At 71.1% G+C, this 15,309-nt stretch carries 17 protein-coding genes and 1 riboswitch; of the genes, 8 read left to right on the forward strand and 9 right to left on the reverse strand.

Annotation, left to right across the window (positions count from 1 at the left end; all coding sequences use genetic code 11):
• Positions 1 to 13: 13 nt before the first annotated feature.
• Entirely contained in the window at positions 14 to 352 is a 339-nt protein-coding gene (locus tag AYO52_RS15420) for a DUF3263 domain-containing protein (protein ID WP_156523644.1), read from the reverse strand.
• 183 nt (positions 353 to 535) lie between these two features.
• On the opposite strand from AYO52_RS15420, the gene AYO52_RS15425 reads away from it, so the two are divergent.
• From AYO52_RS15425 to AYO52_RS15445, 5 genes are all read left to right on the forward strand, one after another.
• On the forward strand, positions 536 to 1,213 hold the full coding sequence (locus AYO52_RS15425; protein ID WP_067719300.1) for a peptide deformylase: 678 nt from the start codon (positions 536 to 538) through the stop codon (positions 1,211 to 1,213).
• Positions 1,206 to 2,282: a GNAT family N-acetyltransferase gene (locus AYO52_RS15430; RefSeq protein ID WP_067719303.1), complete on the forward strand. Its 1,077-nt coding sequence runs from the start codon at positions 1,206 to 1,208 to the stop codon at positions 2,280 to 2,282. Before AYO52_RS15425 ends, AYO52_RS15430 begins: the two co-directional genes overlap by 8 nt.
• Positions 2,283 to 2,338: 56 nt before the next feature.
• Positions 2,339 to 3,139: an exodeoxyribonuclease III gene (locus AYO52_RS15435; RefSeq protein ID WP_067719305.1), complete on the forward strand. Its 801-nt coding sequence runs from the start codon at positions 2,339 to 2,341 to the stop codon at positions 3,137 to 3,139.
• Between the two features lie 3 nt (positions 3,140 to 3,142).
• Positions 3,143 to 4,036, forward strand: coding sequence for a polyphosphate kinase 2 (gene ppk2 / locus AYO52_RS15440; protein ID WP_067719308.1), 894 nt, complete (start codon positions 3,143 to 3,145; stop codon positions 4,034 to 4,036).
• A gap of 144 nt (positions 4,037 to 4,180) precedes the next feature.
• Entirely contained in the window at positions 4,181 to 4,597 is a 417-nt protein-coding gene (locus AYO52_RS15445; RefSeq protein WP_067719311.1) for a CoA-binding protein, read from the forward strand.
• A gap of 19 nt (positions 4,598 to 4,616) precedes the next feature.
• Here AYO52_RS15445 and AYO52_RS15450 read toward each other — a convergent pair whose 3' ends face one another.
• Positions 4,617 to 5,132, reverse strand: a complete 516-nt coding sequence (locus AYO52_RS15450) for a CD225/dispanin family protein (RefSeq protein WP_067719313.1) — start codon at positions 5,130 to 5,132, stop codon at positions 4,617 to 4,619.
• A gap of 124 nt (positions 5,133 to 5,256) precedes the next feature.
• The gene (locus AYO52_RS15455; RefSeq protein ID WP_067719316.1) at positions 5,257 to 5,553 is read right to left on the reverse strand and encodes a GNAT family N-acetyltransferase; all 297 of its coding nucleotides are present in this window, start codon (positions 5,551 to 5,553) and stop codon (positions 5,257 to 5,259) included.
• 75 nt (positions 5,554 to 5,628) lie between these two features.
• A riboswitch (TPP riboswitch) is annotated at positions 5,629 to 5,743 on the forward strand.
• Between AYO52_RS15455 and thiC the strand changes: the two genes are divergently transcribed.
• Complete coding sequence (gene thiC / locus AYO52_RS15460) at positions 5,741 to 7,447, forward strand: phosphomethylpyrimidine synthase ThiC (RefSeq protein WP_067719319.1); 1,707 nt, start codon at positions 5,741 to 5,743, stop codon at positions 7,445 to 7,447. It overlaps the preceding riboswitch by 3 nt.
• Positions 7,448 to 7,537: 90 nt before the next feature.
• On the opposite strand, the gene AYO52_RS15465 is transcribed toward thiC, so the two are convergent.
• Positions 7,538 to 8,302: an ABC transporter permease gene (locus tag AYO52_RS15465; RefSeq protein ID WP_067719321.1), complete on the reverse strand. Its 765-nt coding sequence runs from the start codon at positions 8,300 to 8,302 to the stop codon at positions 7,538 to 7,540.
• Positions 8,299 to 9,213, reverse strand: a complete 915-nt coding sequence (locus AYO52_RS15470; RefSeq protein WP_061227928.1) for an ABC transporter ATP-binding protein — start codon at positions 9,211 to 9,213, stop codon at positions 8,299 to 8,301. The genes AYO52_RS15465 and AYO52_RS15470 overlap by 4 nt, the downstream gene beginning before the upstream one ends.
• A gap of 87 nt (positions 9,214 to 9,300) precedes the next feature.
• Here AYO52_RS15470 and AYO52_RS15475 point away from each other — a divergent pair, with 87 nt between their 5' ends.
• Positions 9,301 to 9,954 carry a DUF1707 domain-containing protein gene (locus tag AYO52_RS15475; RefSeq protein ID WP_067719522.1) on the forward strand — a complete coding sequence of 218 codons (654 nt, stop codon included), beginning with the start codon at positions 9,301 to 9,303 and terminating at the stop codon, positions 9,952 to 9,954.
• A gap of 54 nt (positions 9,955 to 10,008) precedes the next feature.
• On the opposite strand, the gene AYO52_RS15480 is transcribed toward AYO52_RS15475, so the two are convergent.
• From AYO52_RS15480 to thiO, 3 genes are all read right to left on the reverse strand, one after another.
• The gene (locus tag AYO52_RS15480; protein ID WP_067719525.1) at positions 10,009 to 10,788 is read right to left on the reverse strand and encodes a thiazole synthase; all 780 of its coding nucleotides are present in this window, start codon (positions 10,786 to 10,788) and stop codon (positions 10,009 to 10,011) included.
• Between the two features lie 70 nt (positions 10,789 to 10,858).
• Positions 10,859 to 11,059: a sulfur carrier protein ThiS gene (gene thiS, locus AYO52_RS15485; protein WP_067719324.1), complete on the reverse strand. Its 201-nt coding sequence runs from the start codon at positions 11,057 to 11,059 to the stop codon at positions 10,859 to 10,861.
• Positions 11,060 to 11,212: 153 nt separating this feature from the next.
• Entirely contained in the window at positions 11,213 to 12,460 is a 1,248-nt protein-coding gene (gene thiO / locus AYO52_RS15490) for a glycine oxidase ThiO (protein WP_253702227.1), read from the reverse strand.
• A gap of 40 nt (positions 12,461 to 12,500) precedes the next feature.
• Here thiO and thiE point away from each other — a divergent pair, with 40 nt between their 5' ends.
• On the forward strand, positions 12,501 to 13,274 hold the full coding sequence (gene thiE / locus AYO52_RS15495; RefSeq protein WP_067719326.1) for a thiamine phosphate synthase: 774 nt from the start codon (positions 12,501 to 12,503) through the stop codon (positions 13,272 to 13,274).
• An 18-nt stretch (positions 13,275 to 13,292) separates the two neighbouring features.
• Here the strand turns inward: thiE and AYO52_RS15500 are convergent, their stop codons facing one another.
• On the reverse strand, positions 13,293 to 15,203 hold the full coding sequence (locus tag AYO52_RS15500) for an alkaline phosphatase D family protein (protein ID WP_082924075.1): 1,911 nt from the start codon (positions 15,201 to 15,203) through the stop codon (positions 13,293 to 13,295).
• Positions 15,204 to 15,309: the final 106 nt, after the last annotated feature.

Consider the following 15,309-nt stretch of genomic DNA (forward strand, 5'->3'; position numbering starts at 1 on the left):
CGCCGAGTCTAGGTCAGTCGAGCCGCATTCCCAGGTTGCGCGCCGCGCGTGCCTTCTGTCGGCTGGAACGCATCCGGCGCAGCCGCTTGACGAGGAGCGGGTCCGCGGCCAGGGCCTCGGGGCGGTCGATGAGGTCGTTGAGGATCTGGAAGTAGCGCGTACCGGACATGTCGAACTGCTGCCGGATCGCCTCCTCCTTGGAGCCGGCGAACTTCCACCACTGCCGCTCGAACTCGAGCATGGCCCGGTCTCGTTCGGACAGGACGGGGTCGGCGGCGTGGAGCTCGGCCGTCCCCTGCTCGCGGTCCTTGTCGCGCTGCACCTCGCGTGCCGCGGTGGCTGACCGACCCATGTGCCTGCCTCCTGACCGTGATGACCTCTGTTGACCACTGATGACCACTACCCGGATCACCGTGCGGGTGAAATACCGTGCGGGTGAAATACCGTGCGGGTGAAATACACCCTTGTGATTCCCCCGTAGTGAACCACACGCCTCCGACACGTCGCCATGTCCGGCGCTCTAGAATCGACCACCATGGCCGTCCGTCCCATCGTCATCCTCGGCGATCCCGCGCTCCACGCCCCCACCGAGCCCGTCACCGAGTCCCCTGAGGAACTCGCGACGCTGGTGCAGGACCTCTACGACACCATGGACGCCGCCAACGGGGTGGGCCTGGCCGCCAACCAGATCGGCGTGCGCAAACGGCTGTTCGTCTACGACTGCCCCGACCTGGACACCGAGGACGGCGAGGGCGTGACCCGCGAGGAGGTCGAGGCGCGCGGCGGCTGGCTGAACCGGCGCGGATGCGTGGTCAACCCGGTCCTGGAGACGTCCGAGATCCCGGAGACCATGCCGGATCCGGAGGACGACCTCGAGGGCTGCCTGTCCGTCCCGGCGGTGAACTTCCCGCGCGGTCGCGCCTGGTGGGCGCGGGTGACGGGCACCGACGAGCACGGCGAGCCCGTCTCGGTGGAGGGGTACGGACTGTTCGCCCGCTGCCTGCAGCACGAGGTCGGCCACCTCGACGGCTTCCTCTACACCGACGGCCTCATCGGACGGAACCGGAAGGCCGCCAAGCGCCACATCCGCGACGTCGGGTGGGGCGTGCCCGGCCTGAGCTGGGATCCGGCCTCCGACCCGGACCCGTTCGCCGATGAGGACGATGAGGACCACGACGACGACGACGACGAGGTCGGCACCGACCATGGCTGAGCAGGACCGGGGCCTGTCGGAACGGTCCCGGTGGAACGCCGGCCGCCGGGTGGCGGTGGGCGATCGCGTGGTGGTGCGTCGCCACCTGGAGGCGGGCCAGACCTCGCACCTGTACTCGGACGTCATCGGTCGCGTGGTGGAGCTCGAGCCGGAACTGGTCGTGGCCCGCGAGTCCGGTGAGCAGGTGCGGATCGCGGACGCCGACATCGCGGTGCTCAAGGTGATCCCGCCGCGGCCGGTGCGGGCCCGCGACATCCGGGCGCACGAGTACGCCGGTGCCCTGGCGTGGCCCGGACCGGAGTACGAGGTGGTCGACGGCTGGTTCTGCCGCGCCGGCGACGACTGGTCCTACCGCGGGAACTCGGCGGTGCCCGTCCTGCCGTGGGCCGACTGCGAGGACCTGGACGGGGTGCGTTCCTGGTACGCCGCCCGCGGCCTGCCGCTGCGACTCGTGGACGTGGACCGGCTGGTGAAATCCGACCGGATGAGGCTCGGCGGCGCCCCGGTGGACGCCTCGCGGATCCATGCCGACCGCGACCTCCTGCTGTGCACCGCCGACAGCCGCGACCTGCTCGCGGTGGTCGACGAGGCGTTCCCCGCCGCCACCCGGCCGGCGGTCACCCTGGCCGAGCGTCCCGACGACGACTGGCTGGCGCTCTACCACGCCACCGCCGATCTCGACCCCGAGCGGGTCCGGCCCGCGATGCTCGCCACCGCGGGGCTCGTCGCCTCCGGACCGGACGCCGGCGAACCCGGCCCCGGCGGCCACGCGGTGTTCGCCCGGCTCGAGTCCGGCGGGGACCTGGCCGCGATCGCCCGCGGCGCCGTCACCGCCGGACCCGACGGCCACCCGCGGATCGCGGTGTCCTGCGTGCAGACCGCGGACGCCCACCGCCGCCGCGGCCTGGCCGAGGTGGTCACCGGCTCGCTCGTGGAGTGGGGACTGGGCCTCGGCGCGCAGGAATGTCACCTGCACGTGTTCGCGGACAACTCTGCCGGGCGTGGCCTGTGGGCCAAGCTCGGACTGCAGCCGCACCATTCGCTGCGCCACCTCGTCGTCGTCGACTGACACCGGCGCCGCTCCCCCGGTGACACCGCCGCGCGGAGGGCAATACACTCGGGCGCATGCGTCTGGCCACCTGGAATGTGAACTCGATCCGTGCCCGGAAAGACCGCGTGCTCGCGTGGCTCGAACGGTCCGACGTCGACGTCCTGGCGATGCAGGAGACCAAGTGCAAGGACGAGCAGTTCCCCGAAGACGCGTTCCGTGAGCTCGGGTACGAGGTCGCCCACCACGGGCTGAGCCAGTGGAACGGGGTCGCCGTGGCCTCCCGGGTGGGGCTCGAGGACGTGCGTCTGGGCTTCGACGACATGCCCGGCTTCCACAAGGATCCCGAGGTCTCGCAGGACCCGGAGGCCCGCGCCATCTCGGCGGTCTGCGACGGCGTCCGCGTGTACAGCCTCTACGTCCCCAACGGCCGGGAGCTGGGCGACCCGCACTACACGTACAAGCTGGAGTGGCTGGCCCGCCTGCGTGACCACGCCGCCGCCGAGTTGGCCGCCGACTCCGCCGCCCAGATCGCCCTCGTGGGTGACTGGAACGTCGCGCCGCTCGACGAGGACGTGTGGGACCCGGAGGTCTTCGAGGGCAAGACCCACACCTCCGGACCCGAGCGGCTCGCGTTCGCCGCGTTCGACGGCGCCGGCTTCCGCGAGGTCACCCGCGAACGCACCCCCGGGCCCGGCGTCTACACCTACTGGGACTACACCGGACTCAGCTTCCCCAAGCGCAAGGGCATGCGGATCGACTTCCAGCTGCACTCCCCCGCCCTGGCCGCCCGCGTGACCGGGGCGTCCATCGACCGCGAGGAGCGCAAGGGCAAGGGCGCCTCCGACCACGCGCCCGTCGTCGTGGACCTCGACTGAGCCATGTCCACGTTCCAGCTTCGGCGCTACATCGACCGCCTGCGCGCCGAGGGGTTCACGGTCCGCGACGACCACGGCGAGGACCCGGATCTCATCGACATCCACGGCCGGGCCGTCGACACCTGGCGGGAGAACTACCCGTACGACGAGCGACTGGACCGCAACCAGTACGAGGTCGAGAAGTACCTGCTGCAGATCGAGCTGCTGAAGTTCCAGAACTGGCAGGCCGAGACCGGGCACCGGCAGGTGATCGTGTTCGAGGGCCGCGACGCCGCCGGCAAGGGCGGGACGATCAAGCGGTTCACCGAGTACATCAACGTCCGCCAGGCCCGCGTCGTCGCGCTGATCAAGCCGACCGAGACCGAGATGTACCAGTGGTACTTCCAGCGGTACGTGGCCCATCTGCCCAGCCGCGGTGAGCTCGTGCTGTTCGACCGCTCCTGGTACAACCGCGCCGGCGTGGAGCGGGTGATGGGCTTCTGCACCGATTCCCAGTACGAGACGTTCATGGAGCAGGCGCCCATGTTCGAGAAGATGCTGGTCGAGTCCGGGGTCGGTCTGACCAAGTTCTGGTTCTCGGTCACCCGGGAGGAGCAGAAGACCCGGTTCGCGATCCGGCAGCTCGACCCGGTCCGTCGGTGGAAGCTCTCGCCCATGGACCTGCAGTCCCTCGGCAAGTGGGACGAGTACACGGAGGCCAAGGAGGAGATGTTCCGTCGTACGGACACCGAGTGGGCCCCGTGGATCACCATCAAGTCCAACGACAAGAAGCGGGCCCGCATCAACGCGATGCGCTACTTCCTGAACCAGTTCGACTACCCGGACAAGGACCCCCAGGTGGTGTTCGACCCGGACCCGCAGATCGTCCGACGCGGCAAGGACGCCGTCGGGGACTAGCGGAGGGAGCGCCAGCGAGCGGAGCGATGTCCCCGCGCACAGAACCCGTCGGGGACTGACTGAGCCTGCTCAGGAGGGCCCCGCGCACAGGCCTGGCGGAGCCGCGCGGGGAATGTCTGGGCGGCGGGGGGCCTTGAACTGGGTATGAGCCATTCCAATGACCCCGCCGTCATCACGCGCTTGCTCACCGAGAAGGGCCGCTGGGCCGTCGCCGGCCTGTCCACCAACTCCGCGCGCACCGCGTACGGGATAGCCGCCTACGTCCGCGACCTGGGACATGAGATCGTGCCGGTCCATCCCAAGGCCGAGACCGTGCACGGTCAGCAGGGCTATCCGGATCTCGCGTCCGTTCCCGGTGAGATCGATGTGGTCGACGTGTTCGTCAACTCACAGCTCGCGGGCGGCGTGGTGGACGATCCGATAGCCAAGGGAGCCAAGGCGGTCTGGTTGCAGCTGGGGGTGGTCGACGAGGCCGCGGCGCAGCGGGCGAAGGATGCAGGGCTGGACGTGGTGATGGACGCGTGCCCTGCGATCGAAGCCCCTCGTCTGGGCCTGGCCTGAACCGCGGACCCGGCCGGGTCTAGAAGCCGCTCGAGGCCAGTCCCACCATCGCGAAGATGAAGATGAAGTACAACACGATGAGGACTGCCACGATCCCCAGTGAGATCATGCCGAGCTTCTTGGCGGTCGCGCTGGCGGCCTCGGCTTCGGCGTGGCGACCGGCGGCCCACAGCGGGTAGACGTCCAGCGCGCGGGTCATCGCGACGAACGACAACGGCCAGAAGAACAGGATCGACGCGACCGCCCAGCCGACGTTCGACGGCGGGCCGGGGTGAGCTCCCGAGGTGGTCCCGTACCCGCCCGCCCCGGCAAAGGACGGGGTCTGCGCGCCGTAGCCGGTCGGGGTCTGCGCGCCGTAGTCGGTCTGTCCGTACGAGCCCTGGCTGTACGGACTCTGTCCGTATGTGCCCTGGCCGTATGTGCCCTGGCTGTAGGTGCCCTGCCCGTACGGGTTCTGGCCGTAGGAGCCCCGACTCGCATCGTCGCCACCGGTCGAGTCGCCGTCGGCAGTGTTCCCCTGGGGCGGGTAGGTCATGGGGGTCCTCCGGGTAGCTGGTCGTCTGGGGTCAGACTACGTCCCGCTCCCCCGGCCCCTTCTCAGCCGCTCGTCGGCCGGCTGACAATGGTCACCGCGGGCCACGGTCACCGCCCCGCGTCTGTCACGGCTGGGCGACCAGGAGCTGATATTCCGGGAAGCGAACAAGGAACCGCCGCACGTAGCTGCAGACCGGCCGGATCTTGAGCTCGTCGAGCCGCATGCGGGTGAGCACCAGGCTGACCAGCAATCGCGCGATCCCCTGCTGTCCGTACCGCTCCTCGATCACGGTGTGGAGCAGGATGTAGACGTCGCCGTCCTTCTCGTAACCGACGAGACCCATGAAGGTCTCGCTGTCCCACAGTTCGAAGCGGTCTCTATCGGTGTTGTGGACCAGCTTGAGCGACGTTACAGGGGACATCAGAACTCCTTCGGCAGGGCGTGTTCCACCCGCGATGCTACTCGTCGGGTTACGCTCGCCCCGGCACAATCACATACTCGTCCACACGGGAGTCCGCTTCGATGCGCGGGCTGAGAGGACGACCAGCCGGGTCGTCGACCGTAGAACCTGTCCGGATCATGCCGGCGTAGGGAGATCAGGAAACACCATGGGCACAGCTTTATTCGCCGACGGCACCGACGGCACCCCGATCGACGCCGTGACGTGCGGCCCCATCCATTCCAGCAGTAAGGCTCATCTCGAGGTGCCCGGTGAGTTCGGTGACGGCCAGCGCGTACCCGTGCGCCGGATCGCGCTCACCGACGGCACGACGTTCGACGTCTACGACACCTCCGGCCCATATACCGCGTACGCGGACCCGGCCGACTGCCATGACCTGGGCGCGGGCCTCCCGCCGACCCGCCGCGAGTGGTCCCACCCCGGACCTGTCCCCGCCTCGCCGGAGAACCCCACTCCCGTCCGGACGCAGTTGGCCTGGGCCCGGGCGGGCCTGACAACCCCGGAGATGCGGTTCATCGCCGTGCGGGAGGGAATCGATGTCGAGGTGGTGCGTTCGGAGGTCGCCGCCGGGCGGGCGATCATCCCGGCCAACCATCGTCATCCGGAGAGCGAGCCGATGATCATCGGCAAGCGCTTCCTCACCAAGATCAACGCCAACATCGGCAACTCGGCGGTCACCAGTTCGATCGCCGAAGAGGTCGAGAAGATGGTGTGGGCCGCCCGGTGGGGCGCGGACACCATCATGGACCTGTCCACCGGCCGGGACATCCACGAGACGCGGGAGTGGATCCTGCGCAACTCCCCCGTCCCCGTGGGCACCGTGCCCATCTACCAGGCACTGGAGAAGGTGGGCGGCGACCCGGCCCGTCTGACCTGGGAGTTGTACCGTGATACCGTCATCGAACAGTGCGAGCAGGGCGTGGACTACATGACCGTCCATGCCGGAGTGCTGCTGCGCTATGTCCCGCTGGCGGCCAAGCGGGTCACCGGGATCGTGTCGCGTGGCGGATCGATCATGGCGGCGTGGTGCCTGGCGCACCACCGCGAGTCGTTCCTCTACACCCACTTCGAGGAACTGTGCGAGATTCTCGCCCGCTACGACGTGACGTTCTCCCTCGGTGACGGTCTGCGGCCGGGGTCGATCGCCGACGCCAATGACGAGGCGCAGTTCGCCGAACTGCGCACGCTCGGGGAGCTCACCGGGATCGCCAAGAGCCACGGCGTGCAGGTGATGATCGAGGGTCCCGGTCACGTGCCGATGGACAAGATCGTGGAGAACGTGCGCCTCGAGGAGGAGTGGTGCGAGGAGGCCCCATTCTACACGCTGGGCCCCCTCGCCACGGACATCGCGCCGGGCTATGACCACATCACGTCCGCGATCGGCGCTGCCCGCATCGCCGAGGCGGGCACGGCGATGCTGTGTTACGTCACGCCCAAGGAGCACCTGGGCCTGCCCGAGCGGGACGACGTCAAGACCGGTGTGATCACCTACAAGATCGCCGCGCACTCGGCGGACCTGGCCAAGGGGCATCCGGGTGCGCAGGCCCGCGATGACGCGCTGAGTACCGCCCGGTTCGAGTTCCGTTGGCGGGACCAGTTCGCCCTGGCCCTCGACCCGGACACCGCCCTGGCGTACCACGACGCGACGCTGCCCGCGGAGCCGGCGAAGACCGCGCACTTCTGCTCGATGTGCGGTCCGAAGTTCTGCTCGATGCGCATCTCCCAGGACATCCGCGACTACGCCGCGGAGCACGGGATGGAAACGGTGGAGGCGATCGAGGCGGGGATGGCGGAGAAGTCGGCCGAATTCTCCGAACTCGGTGGCCGCGTCTACCTGCCGATCACCGAGTCGTAGTTCTCACCGGCGGCGAGGGCCGCGCCGGTCCCCACCGCGCCCGACGGGCCGGGACGTCGGTGCTCAGTAGGTCGGATCGGCCGACCGAGCTCAGGCGTCTCGGCGCAGCGTCATCAGCACCCCGACGACCCACAGAGCCACGCACACGGCCGCGAACCAGGCGAACGCCGGCCACTCGCCCCACGTGATGTACCCGCGGACGGTCTCGCCCTGGGTCCAGAAGTCACCGTTGGCGAACGGCATCCAGGCGGCGATGTCCTCGCCGACCCGCGGGATCAACGAGACCATGCCCTCGAGAGCCAGTATCCACACCAGGAACAGGGAGATCGTGCCGGCGGCGTTGCGCATGATGTACGCCAGGCCCGTCACCGCGATCGTTCCCAGTGCGGCGTAGACGGGGAAACGCCACAGGTAGGTCAGCCCGTCTCCGGAGAACGGGGTCCAGCCCTCGTTGCCGGAGAGCGCCCCGGCCACGAGGAGGGCGAGGATCACCGCGACGGCTGTGACCACCATCGACAGCACCGTGAACAGGGCGGTCTTGGCCACGATGGCAGGCCAGCGCGACGGCGTCGTCAGGAACGTGGCCTTGATGGTGTGATAGCGGTACTCGCCGGTCACACCGACGATCGCGGCGATCCACGCCAGCAGGACGGTGAACGCACTGACGCCGAGGATCGCGAACAGCGGGTCACTGCCGCCGCCGGGCGCACCGGCCATCGGGTCCCCTGTGGCGGGCTGCTCGAACTGGCCGATGACCACCGCGAGCACCACTGCCAGGCCGATGCCGATCGCGTACAGCCAGTAGGCACTCTTGGTGGTGGTGACCTTGATCCACTCGGACTTCAACTGGTTCATCGGGTGGACTCCTGACCGTGGTACTCGACGTCCTGGTCGGTGAGGGCCATGAAGGCCTCCTCCAGCGACGCCCGCTTCTCGTGCAGTTCGTGGACGGTGATCCCCAGGCTGGCGGCGACATCGCCGACCTGCGGCGCGCGGAGGTTCTGGATGAGGAAGACACCCTGTTCCGCGTCGAACGTGGCCTCGATGCCCTCATCGCGCGCGGCGGCGGTGAACTCGTCGACGTGCGGGGTGCGCAACACCACCGAGGATGTGGCGGCGTCCAGGAACTCCTCGACGGAGGTCTGCGCGCGCAGCTTGCCGCGGCCGATCACGACGAGGTCCTGGGCGGTCTGCGCCATCTCCGACAGCAGGTGCGAGGAGACGAGCACGGTGCGGCCCTCTGCGGCGCGCGCGTGCATGAAACGGCGGATCCACAGGATCCCCTCGGGGTCGAGTCCGTTGACGGGCTCGTCGAACAGCAGGACCTCGGGGTCGCCGAGCATGGCGGTGGCCAGACCGAGTCGCTGGCGCATGCCGAGCGAGTATCCGCCGACCTTGCGGCCGGCGACGTCGGTGAGGCCGACCAGGCCGAGCACCTCGTCGACGCGGCCCGGGGCCACCCCGCCCGCCGCGGCGACCATCCTCAGGTGCGCGCCGGCGGAACGGTTGGCGTGGGTCCAGGACGCGTCGAGTAGACAGCCCACCTTGTGGGCGGGGCGATCCAACTCGCGGTACGGGGTGCCGTTGATCAGTGCCTGCCCGGACGTGGGGGTGTCGAGACCGACCATCATCCGCATCGTCGTGGACTTGCCGGCGCCGTTCGGGCCGAGGAATCCGGTGACGACGCCGGGACGGACCTCGAAGCTGAGGTCGTCCACGGCGGTGGAGGCGCCGAAGCGCTTGGTGAGATTCCGTACCTCGATCATGGACCCCAGTCTGCCTGCCGGGGTGCGGGCAGCGTGCGTCCACCTACTCAGCCCGCGTACAGGTAGTGCAGTACTAGGCTCGTGACCATGGATGACGCCATGCGCGAGCCGGATCGCCACCTGCCGTCGGTCCGCGCCTCCGACGCCGAGCGCGACGCCACCGCCAGGCTCCTCCAGGAGTCCTTCTCGGAGGGGAGGCTCACGCTCGCCGAATTCGCTGACCGGACCTCGCGGGCGTCCGCCGCACGGTTCCGGTCCGAGCTCATCGAGCTGACGCACGACCTGCCGATCGCCCACCACGAGCACGACTCGACGCCCGCGACCCGGCCGCACGGGGCCCCGGCGCGTCGCGTCACCGGGGCCAGCGGGCCCGCCTCCTCGCTGGCGATCATGGGAGGCGTCGAGCGGGCGGGGGCGTGGACCCTTCCCTCCGTGCACACCGCGTTCGCGCTAATGGGCGGCATCGAGATCGACCTGCGTGGTGCCTCGTTGCAGTCCCACGAGACGACGATCCGGGCGTTCGCGATCATGGGCGGCATCGACATCTACGTCCCCGACGACGTGCGGGTGGAGGTCGAGGGGATCGGCCTGATGGGCGGATTCGGCGAGGAGTCGGGGCACTGGAAGCCGGACCCGCGCCCGGTCCGCCAGGCCCCGCCCGGCGCCCCGGTCATCCGGGTCGCCGGGCTGGCGCTCATGGGCGGGATCGGCGTGCGGCGGGTGCCGCGCAGCGAGGACTGACCGCCGGCGGGGTGGCGGGCGGGTCGCGCATGCTGTCGGGCGGCCGGTAGGGCCTCAGTCGACCGGCGGGCTGGACGCCTGCGCCCAGAAGCGTTTGGGGATCCGCCCCGCGAGGCGGGCGGCGCGCCCGGCCCGGACGGCCTCGCGCATCGCGGCGGCCATGAGCGGCGGGTTCTCCGCCCGGGTGACGGCGGTGGCGAGCAGGACGCCGTCGCAGCCGAGCTCCATGGCGAGTGCGGCGTCGGAGGCGGTGCCGATCCCCGCGTCGCAGATCACCGGGACCCCGGCGCGCTCGACGATCATCTCCAGGTTGTGCGGGTTGCAGATGCCCAGCCCGGTGCCGATCGGCGCGCCCAGGGGCATGACCGCAGCGCAGCCCACGTCCTCCAGTCGGCGGGCCAGGACCGGGTCGTCGGTGGTGTAGGGGAGGACGACGAAACCGTCGTCGACCAGGTCCTCTGCGGCCTCCACCAACTCCACCCCGTCGGGCAGGAGCGTGCGCTCGTCGGCGATCACCTCGAGCTTGACCCAGTTCGTGCCCAGCGCCTCCCTCGCGAGCCGGGCGGTCTTCACGGCCTCGCTGGCGGACCGGCAACCGGCGGTGTTGGGCAACGGGCGGATGCCGAGCTCTTTCAGCATCCCGAGCAGCCCGAGTCCGCCGGCGCCGTCCATGCCCAACCGCAGGTCGACCTTGCGGATCGACACGGTGGTCAGGGCGGTGCCCGAGGCGATCAGTGCCTCGCGCAGGACCTCCTGGTTGCCGGCGCCGCCGGTGCCCGTGATGAGCCGCGAGGAGATCTCCTCGCCCGCGATCACCAGGGGCGAGTCCAGCACCGCGGCGACGTCAGACGGGTACGCGGACGGCCCTGCGACGCCGCGAACCGGGGTCGCGGCCGAGGTCGGGTCAGCCACCCTGGACCGCCGTGAGGACGTCGATCTCCGCGCCCGCACCGAGCAGGGCGTCGCCCCAGCCCGAGCTGGGTACCACCACGCCGTCGACGGCGATGGCGACGCCCTCGTCGGGCAGGTCCAGCTCGGTGACGAGTGCGCGGACGGTCGCGCCGTCGGCCAGGGTGCGGTCCTCCCCGTTCACCGTGACGATCATGGGCCCTCCTAGTTCCGGGTCGCGGCTGTACGTCTCCACCGTAGTCGCCGGCGCGGGGTGCCCGTAGTCGCCGGCGCGGGGTCCCCGGCGACGTCGATGCGGTGGGCCCACAGCGACCGGCACCCGGGCCCCACGGCGCCCGGCACCCGGGGCTCACCCGCGGGCAAAGCGGTCGGGAGCGGCCGCACGCGCCGCCGCCGGACCGCGCACCGCGTGCAGTGCCGCCCAGACCGCCGCGACGGTCACCGGGGTGAGCGCGATGCCGTTGCGGCCGTGCCCGGTGGCGTGGATCACGCGCGGGCCCGTCGGGTCGGCGCCGAGGAACGGCAGGTTGTCCGGTGACATCGGCCGGAGCCCGGCGATCGCCTCGGCCAACTCGTACTCCCCGATCCCGGGGAAGATCGTCTCGGCGTCGGCGAGCAGGTCGCGCACCCCGGCGACGGTGACCTGCCGGTCGTCGCCGTGTTCGTACTGCGTGGCGCCCACGACCAGACCACCGTCGCGCGGGACCAGGTACAGCGGTCGCCCGCGGACGAACGCCCGCACCACTCCCCGGGGCGGGTCCTCGCAGCCGGGCCGGGCGCGTAGCCGGAGCACCTCGCCCTTGACCGGGCGCACCGGCAGCCCCGCCAGTTCGGCGGACCCGGAACCTGCGGCCAGGACGATGCGGTCCGCGTCGACGTCGTCGAGCGAGGTCACCGCGCTGCGCACCCACCTCACACCCTCGGCGCGGCAGGCGCGGGTCAGGGCGGCCAGCAGGACGCGGTTGTCGACGGCCCCCTCGGAGTCCATGCGATAGGCGGCGCGGGCGACGCGGGCCAGGGACGGCTCGGCCTCGCGCAGCTCACGCCGGGTGATTCGGCGCAGGTCGGCGTCGGTGGAGTCCGGCTGGCGGGCGGCCCACTCCATGGCCATGTCGAGGTCACGGGCGTCGGCCTCGTCCACGGCCAGCATGTGCGTGTGGGTGGCGGTGCGGACCGGCGGGCCGGGAGGGACGTACGGCTCGAGGGCGTCCAGCATGTCCGGCCACCGCCGCAGGGAGTCCACTCCGAGCGCGAACACTGCCTCCTCTCCCGGCCAGGCCTCGCTGAACGGGGCGAGCATGCCACCGGCCACCCACGCCGCGGCCGCGGCGGGCACACCGTCGGGGCCGGACTCGTCGGGCTCGTAGATCACCACTTCCGTGGCCAGCTTGGTCCTGGCGGCCGACCACGCGCAGGCCAGGCCGATCACCGAGCCGCCGATCACGGCCAGCCGCCGGGCCCCGATACGCGCGATACCGTTATCCGCGGCCTCCCGGGCCACGGCGGCGGCAGCGGCACCGGCACCGGCACCGGGGCGGAAGCCGTCGTCGGCGGCGGGACGGTGGCCGTCGTCGTCGGCGGCGGCGCGGGAGGTCATGACGCCCAGCCTAGTGGGGCCCTGGCCTACGGTTGTGACCATGACCTCCCGCGCCGACCGCCTCCGTGCCCGCCTCGCCGATGCCCGTCTCTACCTCTGCATCGACGCGCGTCGACACCTCGACGAGCAGGCGCGCCAGCAGGGGTGGTCGGGGGACTTCCCGGCGCTGCGCAGGGACGTCACCGCGGCTCTGGCGGGCGGCGTCGACATCGTGCAGCTGCGGGACAAGAACTCGGCCGGCGAACGCGACCTCGGGCCGCTCGAGGCCGGGCACGAATTGCGGGCCCTGGCGGTGATGCGCGAGGTGTGCGATTCCCACGGGGCGCTGCTGTCGGTGAACGACCGCGCCGACGTCGCCGTGGCGTCCGGGGCGGACGTGCTGCACGTCGGGCAGGACGACCTGCCGGTGGAGTGGGCGCGCCGGATCGTCGGAGACGACGTGGTGCTCGGCCTGTCCTGCCACGCGGTGGACGAGGTCGACAGGGCCGCGGCGAACCCGCTGGTCGACTACTTCTGCACGGGTCCCGTGTGGCCTACGCCGACCAAGCCGGGCCGCGTCGCGCCGGGACCGGACCTCGTGCGCCACGCGGCAGGGACCACCGTGGGGTCGGGGTCGGCTGCGGGGTCGGCTGCCGGGTCAGGGTCGGCTGCGGGGTCGGCCGGGACGCCGTGGTTCGCCATCGGCGGGATCGACGCGACGAACCTGCCGGAGGTGCTGGCGGCGGGTGCGACCCGGGTGGTGGTGGTCCGAGCGATCACCGGCGCCGCCGACCCCACCGCCGCCGCCCGCGAACTCCGCGCGGCCCTGACCTAGCCGGTCGGCGGTGTCGGTCTAGCGCGCGGCCTCGGTCCGGACAGCCGTACTCTGACCAGCCCCGCCCCGGAGAGCCCCGTCCCGGTCCGCGTCCGTCCGGTCAGCCGATCCCCGCGGAGACAGGCCCTCCCCGGTCAACTCCTTGCTCAGCGTCCTGCGCAACACCTGCCGGGGCTTACGGCCCAGCGAATCGCCCTCTCGCCGTCGTCGTCCCCATGACTCCGGCGCCAGCCCCGGCACCAGGGTGAGGGCCTTGCCCAGTCCGCGCGCGGGCCACTCGACGGTGGCGTGATCGACCTGCACCGTGGCGCGGCGGCCGCGCAGTACGAGGGTCATCACCCCGTTGTCGAACCAGAGTCCGTCGGTGACCCGCCACCGCGCCTCGGGCTCCCGCACCCCCACCGCCCGGGCCAGGCGGCGCGTCAGGGCGGGCACGGGCTCGCGGACCGACAGACGGTTCACCGCCCGGATCGACTTCTGTAGAGGATTGCGGAACGGCGACATCACCAGCTGATGGACGCGGGTGGTTGAGTCCACCACCCGCTCGGCGGTGAGGTCGACCTCCTCGAGGTACGAGCAGTGCACGTCGCCGCCCAGCAGGAGGATCGAGGCGGGCGCGGGCCCGTGATCGCCCGCCGCCACCTCGGTGAGCAGGCCGACCAAGTCGTCGAAGCTGTTACGGAACGCCGCCCAGTGCTCGAGGTCCACGGTCAGGCGGATCCATTCGCCGACCCGCGCGGTGGCCGGCTTGTCGGGCTGGTCGCGGGACACCGCCTCGTTCCAGCCCTCGAGGTCGTGCAGGGCAGGCAGCATGAACGCCGGGAGGGACGAGCCGATCACCAGGTGGTCCACGTCGGCGTCCAGGCAGGACTCGCGCGTCCACTGCCATTCGTTGGCGTCCATGACCCGCCGGTCCTGCGGGTCCAGATGCCGCGACGCCCGCACGTCGAGCATCACCACCCGCACCCGACCGAAGTCACGCTTGAAGCTCCACTGCTCGGTGCGGCGCTCGGAATCGGTGGACAGCGCGAAGTCGTCCAGCAGCGACTCCCTCTCCGCGTCCGAACCGGCGGACCGCAACGCCCGGTACATCTCGTTTCGCTCCAGCTCGTCGGGGGCGAGATTGCCCAGGTGTTGGTAGACGAAGTAGCTGCCGAACGCGCCGATCACCCGGTCGCTCCACCACGGCTGGGCGGTCATCTCGCGACGCCACGCGTGGGAGGAGTTCCAGTCGTCGCGCAGGTCGTGGTCGTCGAGGATCATGCAGCTCGGCACCGTCGACAGCAACCAGCGCACATCCGCGTCACGCCACGACTCGTGGTACAGCCAGGAGTACTCCTCGAAATCGCAGATCTCGTCGGAGACGTCGCGGTCTCCCCCGGCGCCGGCAGAGTCCCGCACCGACTGCGGGCCACCGCCCGCGCGCCGACGCTCGGCCAGCCGCTCGGAGATCTCCCGGCTGGGGATGTCGGCGTACACCTGGTCGCCGAGCAGGAGCATCGCGTCCGGCCACTCCTCCTGCGGGGAGTGCGCCATGCGGTGCGCCAGGGCGACCAGTGCGTCGGCACCGATCCTGCGCAGCGCCACCGGGGTCTGGCTCTCCCCACGCCGGCACGACCCGAACGCCAGCCGCACCGTGTCGTCGGCGCGAGGCGTGCGGATCACGCTGGGCCGACCCGGGTCGACGGGCCAGGCGAGCCGGTCATCGAGCGACACCTCGTACGGCGTCATCTCGCCCTCGGGCAGCCGGCACAGGTGCAGTACCGCGAAGTGGTGGCCGTGCACGCCCCACGAACGCTCGGTGACCACCTCGTCGCCGGCACGGATGGTCACCTCGCACGGCGCCGACACCTCCACCCACACCGTGGCGTCGGTGCTGTCGACGTAGCGCAGCATCGGGCCGACGAGGATCTCCGGGGGCAGGGTCATGCGTTCCAGTGTGCACCCGCGGGGCGGTGCGGCGCGCAGATCCAACCCGTCAGGTCGGGTGGACCCGGTGAACCGGGCCGGGACCGGGGCGGGGCCGGGGTCGGAC

It is taken from the genome of Dietzia sp. 111N12-1, assembly GCF_001658045.1.
In the GTDB taxonomy this organism is placed as follows: domain Bacteria; phylum Actinomycetota; class Actinomycetes; order Mycobacteriales; family Mycobacteriaceae; genus Dietzia; species Dietzia kunjamensis.

Excerpts from the sequence above, each read along its gene's own strand:
- AYO52_RS15475 (WP_067719522.1), top strand. The coding sequence starts at position 9,301 with ATGGATGACGCCATGCGCGAGCCGGATCGCCACCTGCCGTCGGTCCGC.
- thiS (WP_067719324.1), bottom strand. The coding sequence starts at position 11,059 with ATGATCGTCACGGTGAACGGGGAGGACCGCACCCTGGCCGACGGCGCG.
- AYO52_RS15455 (WP_067719316.1), bottom strand. The coding sequence starts at position 5,553 with ATGTCCCCTGTAACGTCGCTCAAGCTGGTCCACAACACCGATAGAGAC.
- ppk2 (WP_067719308.1), top strand. The coding sequence starts at position 3,143 with ATGTCCACGTTCCAGCTTCGGCGCTACATCGACCGCCTGCGCGCCGAG.
- AYO52_RS15465 (WP_067719321.1), bottom strand. The coding sequence starts at position 8,302 with ATGAACCAGTTGAAGTCCGAGTGGATCAAGGTCACCACCACCAAGAGT.
- AYO52_RS15445 (WP_067719311.1), top strand. The coding sequence starts at position 4,181 with ATGAGCCATTCCAATGACCCCGCCGTCATCACGCGCTTGCTCACCGAG.
- thiO (WP_253702227.1), bottom strand. The coding sequence starts at position 12,460 with ATGACCTCCCGCGCCGCCGCCGACGACGACGGCCACCGTCCCGCCGCC.
- AYO52_RS15430 (WP_067719303.1), top strand. The coding sequence starts at position 1,206 with ATGGCTGAGCAGGACCGGGGCCTGTCGGAACGGTCCCGGTGGAACGCC.
- thiE (WP_067719326.1), top strand. The coding sequence starts at position 12,501 with ATGACCTCCCGCGCCGACCGCCTCCGTGCCCGCCTCGCCGATGCCCGT.
- thiC (WP_067719319.1), top strand. The coding sequence starts at position 5,741 with ATGGGCACAGCTTTATTCGCCGACGGCACCGACGGCACCCCGATCGAC.
- AYO52_RS15450 (WP_067719313.1), bottom strand. The coding sequence starts at position 5,132 with ATGACCTACCCGCCCCAGGGGAACACTGCCGACGGCGACTCGACCGGT.
- AYO52_RS15470 (WP_061227928.1), bottom strand. The coding sequence starts at position 9,213 with ATGATCGAGGTACGGAATCTCACCAAGCGCTTCGGCGCCTCCACCGCC.
- AYO52_RS15435 (WP_067719305.1), top strand. The coding sequence starts at position 2,339 with ATGCGTCTGGCCACCTGGAATGTGAACTCGATCCGTGCCCGGAAAGAC.
- AYO52_RS15425 (WP_067719300.1), top strand. The coding sequence starts at position 536 with ATGGCCGTCCGTCCCATCGTCATCCTCGGCGATCCCGCGCTCCACGCC.
- AYO52_RS15500 (WP_082924075.1), bottom strand. The coding sequence starts at position 15,203 with ATGACCCTGCCCCCGGAGATCCTCGTCGGCCCGATGCTGCGCTACGTC.
- AYO52_RS15420 (WP_156523644.1), bottom strand. The coding sequence starts at position 352 with ATGGGTCGGTCAGCCACCGCGGCACGCGAGGTGCAGCGCGACAAGGAC.